Below are 11,616 nucleotides of genomic sequence, written 5' to 3'. Positions count from 1 at the left end.
CAACGTCTGCACAATGCTGCTCGGGAAGATGTCTGCTCCCCCCAGCGTGATCGCCAGAGCACTGAAGAATCCGAACAGCAAGGTCGCACCCAGTGTTCCCAGAGGGGTCCACTTCCCGAAGATCAAGGCGGCCAAGGCAATGAACCCGATCCCTGCGGACAGGTTGCGGGTGAAGCTGTTCAAAAAGCCAATCGAGAGGAACACACCTGCTGTACCTGCCAGCATACCCGAGATGATCACGGCACTGTATCGGATGCGGTACACATTCACACCCATGGAGGCAGCGGCTTTGGGGTGCTCTCCGGTGGCGCGGATCCTCAGGCCGTAGGGGGTTTTGTAGAGCACGTACCAGGCAATGAACACCATCAGGGCAGCGAAGTAGACAGGTGGGCTGAACCGGAAGTCACCGAAGCCCCACTGTGGGAGGGCGTGCTCAATGGCTTTGGATTCGGTAGAGGAGCCGTACAGGAAGCTGAGGACCACACCGGGAACCCCGACGGCGAGGAGGTTGATGGCGGTGCCAGAGATGACCTGATCGGCTTTGTACTTGATGGAGACGACAGCGTGAATCCAGCCGATGAGTCCTCCGGTGAGGGCACCTGCGAGCCAGCCGACCCATGGGGCTGCTGCGCCGAGGGTGCCTTCAAGGAGTTGGGTGGTGACGGCGGCTGCGAGGGCACCAAAGATGATGATGCCTTCAAGGGCGATGTTGACGATGCCGGAGCGTTCACTGAAGAGGCCGCCAAGGGCTGCGAGGAGGAGGGGGACGGTGCTGCGGATCAGGGTGGCCAGAAAGGTCAGTGTGAACAGGTCCATGAAGCTCATGCGGTCACCTCTTTGCTTTTGTCCTGCTGGGCCGGTTTCGCTTCAGGGACTGCCGGAGGAGGACTGATGATTTTTTTGCTCAAAAAGCCCTGCGCTGCAATGATCAGCACGATGATGGCTTTCAGCACGGTCACGATGTCACGGTTCAGGGCGTCGAGTTTCTGGTCCACGTACAGACCGCCCGTGTCCAGCACACCGAACAGGATGCTCGATGCCACGATGCCGACGGGGGTGCTCTGGCCCAGCAGGGCAATGGTGATGCCGTCAAACCCCACGCTGACGGGCAGGGATTGCTTCAAACGGAATTCGTCCAGAGCGCCACCCATCACGTAGTGCGATGCGGTCAGTCCAGCGAAAGCCCCTGCGATCACCATTGCGAGGATGGTGTTTCTGGCAACGTTGATTCCGCCATACTCGGCAGCCTTCGGAGAGAGACCCACTGCCCGGACTTCGTAACCTCGGGCGGTTCTCCAGAGGAAGATGCCAAAGAAAGCAGCAGCAAGCAGAGCGATCAGGAAAGCCACGTTCAGTCGGCTGGAGACCAGAGCAGCGGTGCCCTGAATGGTGAGGGGCATCCACAAGAGGGCGGTCACGGCCACCCCTGCGCCCAGTCCGATCCACAGGCGGTTTTTGTTTTTCAGCAGGCTGACCAGCAGGCCCATCACGATCAGTCCGACAATCCATGCCAGAGAGATGGTGTCTCCCTCCTGACGCAGTCCGAACAGGTTCATCAGGCTGGGCAACTGGGCTCCGGCTTGCAGTTCGGCACTTTTGGCTTCAAACCCTTCGGCTTTGAAGGGCAGGTGGTAGGTCTGTCCGAAGAATTTCACTTCGCTCGAACCGATCATGAACACGAAAATCCCGGCAGCCACGTAATTCAGCATGATGGTGTTGATCACTTCGCTGGACCCGAACCGGGCTTTGAGCAGGCCCACCAGTCCACCCCACAGGGCGCCTCCCAGAGCAGCAGCAAGCACGGTCAGGGGCAGCAGAATGGGGGCAGGCAGGGGCACGTAAACGCCCACCAGCATGGCAAAGATCGCCCCAATGGTCATCTGGCCGGGCGCACCGATGTTGAACAGACCTGCCCGGAAAGCAAACGCCACACTCAGACCGGTCAGGATCAGGGGGGTGGCCAGCACGAGGCTTTGCAGGAAGTCTTGCAGGTTGGTCAGGGGAGAAAACAGGGTGGAGTACACGAAGTACACCAGATCCATCTTGCCAATCAAGAACTGTACGGTGGTCAAGGGGGCAGAAAGGCTGTTGGGAACGCTCTGGATGCCCAGAATGATCAAGGCTCCACCCACAATGGCAATCAGGAAAGACATCGAAGGCACCAGAGCCCAGCGCAGTTTCTCCATGCGGTCACGCCATGGCTTGAACCCGCTCAGGCCCGTGAACATCACGGTCAGGGAGGCCAAGAGGCCCAGCACCAGACCCAGATTGGCCCCACCAGAGGTGAAAGGAATTCGCCTGAGGGGAACGTTCTGGGCGACCAGTTCCTGTGTGGCCTGTCCCAGAGAAGTGTGGATGCCAATCATGGCCCCAGCAGCAGCAACGATGCCCAGCAGTCCGGCAATCCACAGCCATGAGGCTTTGCGCACCGCAGCGAAAGCCGAAAGCAGCAAGCAGGCGAAAAGGGCCCATCCCATGCCCAGCGCAAGGCCCATTCCGGGCAGTGTCTCGGGTGGGAAGCCCGAGTAATCGATGACCCCTCCGGTCAGCATTTGCAGGGTGGCTGCACCGCTGAAATTGCGGGCGTAAGACAGGAAAGGCAGGATCAAGAGGCCCAGTCCAGCAACCAGACTGGTGTACAGCGCAATGTTCGAGGCGCTTTTGGTGGTTTGATACGTGTGGCTCATGGGGTCTCCGTTTTGGGCTCAGGCGAGCGCCGGTTCCTTGTCTTGGGATGGTTTGGGGTTCTCTTTCACACCGGCCATCAACAGGCCCAGACGTTCTTCGGTGGCTTCACTGGCTTTGACTTCGCCCATGATTTGCCCCTCAAACATCACCAGAATGCGGTCCGAGAGGTTCATCACTTCGGTCAGGTCGGCACTCACCAGAAGCACCCCGAGGCCCTGGTCTCTGGCCCGCACAATTTGCTTGTGGATGAACTCGATGGCCCCGATGTCCACCCCTCGGGTGGGCTGGGATGCAATCAGGATTTTGGGGTTCCTGAACATCTCGCGGGCCACGATGATTTTCTGGGCATTTCCGCCCGAGTAGCGTCCAGCAGGCAGGTCGGCGGACCTCGGGCGCACATCATACAGGTCGGTCTGGGTGTCGGTGTGCTTGCGGATGCGGTCCAGATTCAGAAAACCAAATTTGCCAGAGAAAAAGGGTTTTCGGTGCTGTCCCAGAATCATGTTTTCGGCAGTGGACATGTCCAGCACCAGTCCGCGTTCGTTGCGGTCCTCTGGAATGTGGGAGAGGCCCAACTCGGCGACTTTGCGGGCATCGGCTTTCTTGTGGGCTTCTCCAGAGTACAGGATGTCTCCAGAGTTCAGGTGGCGCAGTCCGGTGATGGCCTCCACCAGTTCACTCTGGCCGTTTCCATCGATCCCGGCGATGCCCACCACTTCACCACTGGCCACATGGAAGGACACGTTGTCCACCACATGCTTTTTGTTGCTGTTGATGACGGTGGCATTTTTGATTTCCAGCACCGTTTCTTTGGGCTGGGCTTCTTTCTTGTCCACCTTCAGATTGACTTCCCGGCCCACCATCATGCGGGCGATGGTTTCGGTGGTGGCCCCTTCTCTGGGAATCGAGCCGATCATTTTGCCGTCCCTCAGCACCGAAATCTCGTCACACAGTTCCAGCACTTCATGCAGCTTGTGGGAAATGAAAATCACGCTGTTGCCTTGCTGGGCGAATTGTTCGCGCAAGAACTTGAACAGGTCTTCGGTCTCTGCGGGGGTGAGCACAGCGGTGGGTTCATCCAGAATCAGGATTTTGGCCCCACGGTACAGGGTTTTCAAGATCTCCACTTTTTGCTGGAGGCCCACAGGCAGATCGTCAATTTTGGCATCGGGATTCAGGCCAAAGTTGAACTGGTCGATCAGCTCTTTCACCCGTTTGCGGGCAGAGGCGTAATGGATGCTGGTGCCTTGGGTGGGTTCCATCCCAAGGATCACGTTTTCGGTCACGGTCAGGGGACCGACCAGCATGAAGTGCTGGTGCACCATCCCGATGCCGTTGGCGATGGCGTCTCTGGGGTCCAGCATGGGTGCATTCTGTCCGTTCACCCAGATTTCCCCACTGGTGGGGGGCTGCATCCCATACAGGATTTTCATGAGGGTGCTTTTGCCTGCGCCGTTTTCACCGACCAGAGCGTGAATGGAACCCCATTTCACTTTCAGGTTGATGTTGTCGTTGGCGAGCACCAGAGGGAAGCGTTTGGTGATGCCTTTCAGTTCAATTGCAAGCGGTTGGGTCATGGTGGGGGCCTGAAGTCATGAGAGCGCAAAGCAGGCTGACTTCGTGTTCCTGCTCTGGAACTGGAGTTTAGAACCCTCTGGAGAGGGGGACCGAAACACACAAAGTGCACGCCCGTTCGCGGGGTTGGCAACGGGCATACGGGCTTGTCATACGTATGACTGAATTATAGTCATACGTATGACGGGAGTGCAAGAGGACAAAATGTCCAACAGCAAAGCGGTGCAGCAGCCGTCAGCCATCAGCATTCAGCGGTCAGCCCAAAACTTAAGGATTCGCTGTCCAGTCTCTTTGTGATTTTGAAGTCAAAACAAGGTCTTTGGGCCGACTTCTGCCTTTCCATGACACCTCCTTTCAGTTGTGCTAAGGTCGAAACATCCCCAACGTCCTCTGGAGGCACCCCATGGTCCACGAGAAAGAAATCACCCTGAAAGAAGTGCTCTCATACACCGTTCTCGACCAGTCGTTTCAGGTGGTGGCCAAAACCACCCTCACCCACGAAGAGCACGAAGCCATTTTCCGTGACCTGATGAAACTGACTTTTCTGGGTGCCGAAATTCAGCTCAACGCTGTGCAGGTGCAGGAATCCCATGTTCTGTTGAACTTTCTGGTGTCCAGTCACCTGCTGCAGGATTACTGACCCAGAGCAGCCAAATGTGGCCTGTCCTGCAGGGTTCAGAAAGCCCTCAGAAAAGCTCAGAAAGCATTCAGCGTCCTTCAGGGGCTTTTCAGTGCATTCCATTAACCTGAAATCAGAAAGGAGGGGCGCATGTTATTCATCCTCTCATTGATCGCAGGTTTACTCATTGGAAGTGTTTTTCTGGGAATCGTCCTCTTGCTGGAACAGGCTCAAAAATCCATAGACCAAAAAATTCAGAATCCCACATTGCAAAATCCCACTGAAGCCCCTGCCTTTTCTGTTGTTTCTTCCTTCCGAACCTCACCTTGAGGCCGCTTGACCTCTCTCCTTGTTGCTCCCTCTGCCCAAAGCAGAGGTTTTTTATTGGGGCTCTAACCCCTCTGGAGCAGGGGCATGCAACACCATTTCGGTGCCAGAGACTGGATGCCTGAATTGCAAGCGTACTGCATGCAGCAGGTAACCCCCATCTCCGGGCAGACCGGGGTTTTCCGAAAGGGGAGTGCCCCCCGAGCCATACAGCGGATCTCCCACCAGAGGGTGCCCGATGGACGCCAGATGAATGCGAATCTGGTGGGGCCTTCCGGTCTGGATGTCCACTTCAAAGAGGGTGGAGGTCTCCTGCCGTTGCAGCACTCTGGCTTCGCTGAAAGAAGGTTTCCCTTCAGGATGGGCCGCGTACACCTGCCCGAGCCTCGGGTGGTTCACTGGGCCAATGGGGGCATCGATCTGGTAGGTGTCTTGCAAAGCCAACCCTGAGGCCAGAGCCAGATACCTTTTGTGCACTTCATGGTCGCGCCAGTTGCGGGCCAGAGTGGATGCGGCCTCCCGGGTTTTTGCAAAGAGCACCAACCCAGAGGTGTAGCGTCCCAGACGGTGCAAAGGGCTGGCCTCCGGGTGGCTCTGGCGCACCACGGCCAGCAGGGTGTGTTCCAGAAATCCCCCTCCCGGCATGGTGGGCAAGCCAGAGGGTTTCACCACAGCCAGCAAATGCTGATCTGCAAAAACCTCTGTGCAGAAGAGGGGGACATCAGGTTCATCCCAGGGAGGACGGTGCCACACCAGAAGCTGACCGGGTTTGAGGGGTTCACAGCCAGAGGCGGTTTTTCCATCCAGTTCCACCTCGCCCTGCTGCAAACGAACCTGCCAGTCTTCCCTCGAAGAATGGTCGTAAAAGCGGCTCAGGTAATCCAGCAAGGTGCATCCATTGGCTTTTTTCCCCAGCTGTTCGGTGTAGGTGTAACCGTTGTTCAGTGCCATTTTTATGCTTTGGGAGGTGCAGTGGATTCCCGTTCCACGAGATGTGTGGGAAACCACACCACCCTTCTGTCCAGCGGTTTGCCTTCCAAGAGTTGAATGAGCTGGGTGGCTGCCGTTTCTCCGAGTTCCTGTGCAGGAAGGTGCAGGGTGGTCAACTCGGGTTCCACGTACTGGGACAGCATCAGGTTGTCGATGCCAATCACCGAAAGGTCCTGAGGGATCTTCAGCCCGAGTTGCTTGGCGGCTTTGTACACCCCGACGGCCAGAAAGTCCCCATCGCACAAAATGGCAGTGGGGCGGTTCTCTGGATTTGAAAGCAGGGTGCATGCCCCTTGCTGCCCCCCCTCAGGGGTGAAGGCCACAGGCATTTCCCACTCTGGATGGAAGGTCCAACCCTGCTCGGTGTGCAGGTCACGGTAAGCCTGCCTGCGTGCCCGGAAGGTTTCGGTGTCCACCTGCGCGGTGAGGTGGGCAATCCGGGTGTGTCCGAGCCCCACCAGATGCTGCAAGGCGGCTTTCACGCCCGAGTAGATGTCCACCATGATCGAGTGAAATCCGTCCAGACGGCGCTCCACAAAAATCACATTGTTCTGGGAAAGCAGCATGCTGGCCCGGGTGGTGATGTCCCACAGCACATAACCGTCCACATCGTGGTTGGAGAGGTGCTCGATGAGGGCTTCCTGCGTGCTCATGCTGTGGTCGTAATTCACCAGAAGGGTGTCGTAACCATGTGCTCTGGCGACCTTTTGCGCGCCCTCGTAAACTGGCACGAAAAAGGGATTGCTGAGCTGTGGAATCACCAGAGCCAGCGTTCTGGCCCGTCCTTCCCTGAGCGCTTTGGCGGCCCGATTCGGTTTGTAATTGAGGGCTCTGGCGGCCTCCCAGATGGCTTGCTGGAGGTCTGCGGAAACCCGCCCTTCGGCTTTGCCATTCAGAACCAGAGACACCGTGGATTGTGAAATGCCCAGATGGCGGGCCACATCCGCACTGGTGGGTTTTTTGAACAGGTTTTTTTCGGATTCATTCATGGCAGCACGGTGAGAAAGAGGATTCTTCAGCCCAGTATACACACCGTTTGCCAGAAACACCGGGACACACCAGCAAAAAACCACCTGAATGGGTCAGGTGGTTTCAAGCCAGAGGGGCTTTACGACGCAGTAGGAACTTCACTGCGGATTTCGCATCCGGGCATGGTCCAGCCCAACGCTTCCAGAGCACTCACTTCGGGGATGAAGAACCACAAACGGGTGCCTTTCTGGTGGTCGTAGCTTTCCAGCCAGGTGCCTTTCAGCGCCTCGGGTTCAGGATGGGTTTCGGTTTCTTTGCTCCACCATGCCAGTGCCGCCTGCGAAGCCTCCTGAAAGCTCGGGTAGCTGCCCAGCATGGTTCTGCGTTTGCGTTTCACGGTCACGATGAACATGCTTCATTGTATTCTGTTTTTTACATAATTGATAGAGTGAATTCTGACACTCTGCTGGAAAAGGGGAGAAGCGGTCAATGGATCAGAGTTGACAGTAATAAAGACTGTGCAGGACAAAAAGAGGGCGCAGTACGCTGCGCCCTTACAATTCTTTAAGATCCGTTCAAGATCATTTCGCCAGAATGTTGGCCAACTCCATCAGACTCAAATCCAGCTCTTTCTTGCCGGTGACCACTTCATCCAGAGGGGTGGGTACAATTTTTCCAGCTTGCAGGCCGACCAGCACCCCATGAATGCCTTTTTGCAGGTGTTGCACAGCGGCCACACCCAGACGGGTGGCGAGGAGGCGATCATAGGCACCGGGGGTTCCGCCCCTTTGCACGTGCCCGAGGGTGGTGCTTCTCAGGTCGAAGCCCAGACGCTCGCGGTTTTCTTTGAAGTAATGCACCAGACGTTCTGCGTTGTAGGTGGCCCCTTCTGCGACCACGCCAATGGCGTGGGCTTTGCCCCGTTCGTATGCAGCGTGAAGTTGCTGGGCGATTTCCTCGGGAGAGACTTCCACCTCTGGAATCACGATGACTTCTGCCCCTCCGGCAATTCCGGCCATCAGGGCCAGATAACCGCAGTCGCGGCCCATCACTTCAACCAGAAAGGCCCGGTGGTGGCTGGAAGCGGTGACTTTCAGGCGGTCAATGGCTTCCAGAGCGATGTTCAGGGCGGTGTCCACCCCAATGGTGAGTTCCGATCCGTACAGGTCGTTGTCGATGGTGGATGCGATTCCAACCACTGGAAACCCGAGGCTGGAAAGGGCGTGTGCTCCGGTTTGTGAGCCGTTGCCTCCGATCACCACCAGACCTTCAATGCCCTGTGCAGCCAGAGCGTTCAGGGCTTTTTGCTGGCCTTCAAGGGTGCGGAATTCCGGGCACCTTGCGCTGCCGAGGAACGTTCCACCCCGTTGCATGACATCTCCCACATCTCTGGCAGAGAGGGGGCGGTAATCGCCTGAAATCAGTCCAGCGTAACCATGATTGACCCCAAAAACCTCCATGCCAAAATCCAGTCCGGTGCGGGTCACGGCGCGAATGGCGGCATTCATGCCGGGTGCGTCCCCTCCACTGGTCAGTACTGCAATGCGTTTCATGTGGACCTCCCTTGTTTTTACACCCTCATGATGCACATTGTTTTCTCAGGCAACCAAGGGTTAAGTGTCCCCCTGACGCATATCCTGTCTATCCGTGCAGGGTCAGGCCACCCCAAAAAATGTTATTGAAAGACCATGAAAGCATGGCTGAACCCCCCTCAAGACTGGCAGGAAACCGCAGACACCCTGAAGGTCACCACCCTTCCAGACACCGACTTCTGGCAGGTCACCCATTACGGCTTCCAGAGGGATTCCGGTCATGCCCTCTTGGAAACCGTCTCTGGCGACTTCGATTACACCCTGACGTTCCGGGGCAACTACACCGACCTGTACGATCAGGCCGGACTGATGCTGCGCATCGATGAAAGCCTCTGGCTCAAAGCCGGGATTGAATATCTGGAGGGGGTGCATCAACTGAGCGTGGTGGTCACCAGAGAGTACTCCGACTGGTCGGTCAGTCCGCTCTCCGGGCCTCTGGAATTCACCACCCTGAAGCTGTCCAGACGCAAAGAAGCCATCACCATTGAAGGTTCGGTCAATGGGCAACCTCTGGCCCTCATGCGCCTTCTGTATTTCCCAGAGACCACTGCTGTTCAGGTCGGACCGATGTGCTGCAGTCCCACAGGCAAAGGCTTTGAGGTGGAATTTTCAGGCATGAAATTGGAGAAGGTTTCAGAAATCCCTGCAGAGTAACGGTGTTTCTGACCTCCAGCCGTTAAGATGGGGCTACTTTGGACCCTTTGACCCGTGCCCTCATCCACCATGATTTTGAAAGTGTGCCTGTGGCCCAGTGGCAGAACAGCACGCTGGCCGCTTATGTTTTTCGTCAAACGTCTGCGGAATACCGCAAGCCCTTGCTGCCCCATTTTGCTCAGGCGATGCACCGCTGGAAAACCCAGGAAGCTGAGCTTCGTCCTCTGCTGCAAGCATGGAACGACGCTGGCATTGTCCCCTTGTTGATCAAAGGGGCGGCCATGGCCATCCGGTTTTACACCCAACCCCACGAGCGGTTTTTTGGAGACATCGATCTGGTCATCGACCGCAAAGACGTTCCCACAGCCAGAGACATCGCAGCCCGTCTGGGCTGGTTGGTGTTGTTCGATGAGAACCGCGACCAGAGTTTCACCATGCATGAGGCTCTGGGACTGGTGTCTCCCAAAAAGACCGTCAAACTGGACGTGCACCACCATGTCCTGAAGCATCCTCCTAAGTTTGCTGGACATGTTTGGTCTTTGCAGGAAAAGCTGACCGAGCACCTTGAGGTGTTTGACTGGAATGGCATCCAGGTGCGCCTGTTGGGTCCAGCAGATGCGGCTCTGGTACCGCTCATCCTGCACCGGGCCTGGTACCGGGACCGCTGGCAACTCAAACGCTTTGATTACCTTGACCTTGAAATGCTGAAACAGCAGGGATTGACCCGGGAAGATTTGCTGGAAAGGGCTGCTGCTCTGGGTTGCCAGACCACCGCAGAACTGTTCTTGCAGCGATGTGATCCGTGGGAAAAACGCCTGACCCTCACCCCTCCCACCGCTGCAGAGTTGCAGCAGTGGAACACAGCCATTGCTGCTGAACGTGGCTACACAGCGCAGCAGGGAGAAGCCGCCCGCAAAGCCCGAATCCAGCAGCAGTTCCCCCAGATGCTGGGCCATGTCCTGACAGGCATGGGCTGGGTTTTGAAGGCCGCTCTGGTGCTCCAGAGGCAGCAAAGCCTGCAAGCCCTGTGCAACCGGGTGCCCCTGAAAAACCAGCCTCCTGCACTGCAGGAGCTCTGGAAAGCCCGGATTGGGGTGCTGGGGGCTTCCAAACTGCTCGCCCGTTTTCCCAGAGGGGGCAGTGGCATGTGTGTTCTGCGTGCCCTTTCCATGCTCTGGTGGCTGAGGCATGCAGGCATCGATGCCGAACTGGTCAGTGGGGTGCGCAATGTCAATGGAACCCTCAAAGGGCATGCTTGGATCGAGTATCAGGGCACCGTGATTGCGGTGATTGCCGAAGACAACATCTCCCCGATGGTCTACAAGGTCAATTTCCGTTCAGCAAGCGCTGGAAATCCACGTCAAACCCGAGGTGCAGGGTCTGTCCCGGAACACCCATGAGCCGGTTGATGCCCTGCTGGGCCATCACGGTGCCTGCTCTGGTGAGGGGCATCCCGGTGGCCTCCCAGAGGGCCTTGACCTGATCCAGTTTGCTGAGGGGCCCCAGAGCCGTCTTAGGGCTGCGTTTCAAAAGCCAGAAGTGACCCAGGGGGCAGGGTTCAGGGGCAAACCATGGCAGGTCCTGCACCTCAAAACGCCACTTTTTGCGGCTGCCCCGGTCCACCCAGGTGCGTGCCTCTGGCAGCACATCTGCAAAGCGTTCTGTGGTGTCTGGCAGCAGGTGCAGTCCAGAGTCCCATGGGTAAAACACCAACTCTGGACCGATCCAAGACCAGTCTTCGGCCAGTGAAACCACGCCACTCCGCGCAGCTTGCAGCAGGGTGGTGGTTTTGCCTGTGCCACTGGGTCCGAGCAGCACGGTGGCTGCCCCATTCACATTCAGGGCAGACGCATGAATGGGCATCCAGCCTTGCAGGCGCAACATTTCCATGATTCCGAACTGCAAGCACAACCTCAGGGCACCGCCTGTGCCAGAACACCAGATCTGTTGACGGTGGAAGTGGATGCTCATGTGGCTTTGCTGGCATTTGAGGTGCAACCAGCCTTCTGGGGTCTGGCTGAGCACTTCGGCCTCATCGTATTTGATGGGTTGCCAAAGGTGTGCAGGAAGGTCTGGCATGGAGCCTTCTTGCAGGGTGTACTGGTTTTGAACAGGAATGGAGTAAGGCTTTTGCCAATCCTGTTCAAGGATGTTTTGCACCTGTTCAACAGGCTGCAACAGCTTCAGTTGCAGGTCAAGCAC

12 protein-coding genes are annotated in these 11,616 nt (G+C 57.1%); 4 read left to right on the top strand and 8 right to left on the bottom strand.

Annotation, left to right across the window (positions count from 1 at the left end):
- The 3 genes from Q371_RS09925 to Q371_RS09915 all read right to left on the bottom strand — a co-directional run.
- Positions 1 to 825: ABC transporter permease (locus Q371_RS09925; protein ID WP_034339571.1), on the bottom strand; the 825-nt coding region annotated here is incomplete at its 3' end.
- Entirely contained in the window at positions 822 to 2,687 is a 1,866-nt protein-coding gene (locus tag Q371_RS09920; RefSeq protein WP_051963985.1) for an ABC transporter permease, read from the bottom strand. The genes Q371_RS09920 and Q371_RS09925, both read right to left, overlap by 4 nt.
- A gap of 18 nt (positions 2,688 to 2,705) precedes the next feature.
- A complete protein-coding gene (locus Q371_RS09915; protein WP_051963983.1) occupies positions 2,706 to 4,265 on the bottom strand; it encodes an ABC transporter ATP-binding protein in 1,560 nt (519 codons plus the stop codon).
- Between the two features lie 401 nt (positions 4,266 to 4,666).
- Between Q371_RS09915 and Q371_RS09910 the strand changes: the two genes are divergently transcribed.
- On the top strand, positions 4,667 to 4,903 hold the full coding sequence (locus tag Q371_RS09910) for a hypothetical protein (protein ID WP_034339568.1): 237 nt from the start codon (positions 4,667 to 4,669) through the stop codon (positions 4,901 to 4,903).
- 129 nt (positions 4,904 to 5,032) lie between these two features.
- Positions 5,033 to 5,212 carry a hypothetical protein gene (locus Q371_RS09905; protein WP_034339565.1) on the top strand — a complete coding sequence of 60 codons (180 nt, stop codon included), beginning with the start codon at positions 5,033 to 5,035 and terminating at the stop codon, positions 5,210 to 5,212.
- A gap of 51 nt (positions 5,213 to 5,263) precedes the next feature.
- On the opposite strand, the gene Q371_RS09900 is transcribed toward Q371_RS09905, so the two are convergent.
- The 4 genes from Q371_RS09900 to pfkA form a co-directional block, all read right to left on the bottom strand.
- A complete protein-coding gene (locus tag Q371_RS09900) occupies positions 5,264 to 6,160 on the bottom strand; it encodes an RluA family pseudouridine synthase (RefSeq protein WP_211253828.1) in 897 nt (298 codons plus the stop codon).
- A gap of 2 nt (positions 6,161 to 6,162) precedes the next feature.
- Positions 6,163 to 7,188 carry a LacI family DNA-binding transcriptional regulator gene (locus Q371_RS09895; protein WP_034339680.1) on the bottom strand — a complete coding sequence of 342 codons (1,026 nt, stop codon included), beginning with the start codon at positions 7,186 to 7,188 and terminating at the stop codon, positions 6,163 to 6,165.
- Positions 7,189 to 7,307: 119 nt separating this feature from the next.
- The gene (locus tag Q371_RS09890) at positions 7,308 to 7,580 is read right to left on the bottom strand and encodes a hypothetical protein (RefSeq protein WP_034339562.1); all 273 of its coding nucleotides are present in this window, start codon (positions 7,578 to 7,580) and stop codon (positions 7,308 to 7,310) included.
- A 169-nt stretch (positions 7,581 to 7,749) separates the two neighbouring features.
- Positions 7,750 to 8,721 (bottom strand): 6-phosphofructokinase, encoded by a 972-nt coding sequence (gene pfkA / locus Q371_RS09885; RefSeq protein WP_034339560.1) that lies wholly within the window; start codon positions 8,719 to 8,721, stop codon positions 7,750 to 7,752.
- A gap of 135 nt (positions 8,722 to 8,856) precedes the next feature.
- Here pfkA and Q371_RS09880 point away from each other — a divergent pair, with 135 nt between their 5' ends.
- Together Q371_RS09880 and Q371_RS09875 are read left to right on the top strand one after the other, a co-directional pair.
- Positions 8,857 to 9,414, top strand: a complete 558-nt coding sequence (locus tag Q371_RS09880) for a DUF1349 domain-containing protein (protein ID WP_034339557.1) — start codon at positions 8,857 to 8,859, stop codon at positions 9,412 to 9,414.
- Between the two features lie 38 nt (positions 9,415 to 9,452).
- Positions 9,453 to 10,814 carry a lasso peptide biosynthesis B2 protein gene (locus tag Q371_RS09875; protein ID WP_034339554.1) on the top strand — a complete coding sequence of 454 codons (1,362 nt, stop codon included), beginning with the start codon at positions 9,453 to 9,455 and terminating at the stop codon, positions 10,812 to 10,814.
- On the opposite strand, the gene Q371_RS09870 is transcribed toward Q371_RS09875, so the two are convergent.
- Positions 10,741 to 11,616 (bottom strand): P-loop NTPase family protein, encoded by an 876-nt coding sequence (locus tag Q371_RS09870; RefSeq protein WP_157442623.1) that lies wholly within the window; start codon positions 11,614 to 11,616, stop codon positions 10,741 to 10,743. The genes Q371_RS09875 and Q371_RS09870 overlap by 74 nt on opposite strands.

This window comes from Deinococcus misasensis DSM 22328, from assembly GCF_000745915.1.
GTDB lineage: Bacteria > Deinococcota > Deinococci > Deinococcales > Deinococcaceae > Deinococcus_C > Deinococcus_C misasensis.
The sequence above is the reverse complement of the archived record's forward strand: the minus strand, read 5'-3'. Positions and strand labels throughout refer to the sequence as shown.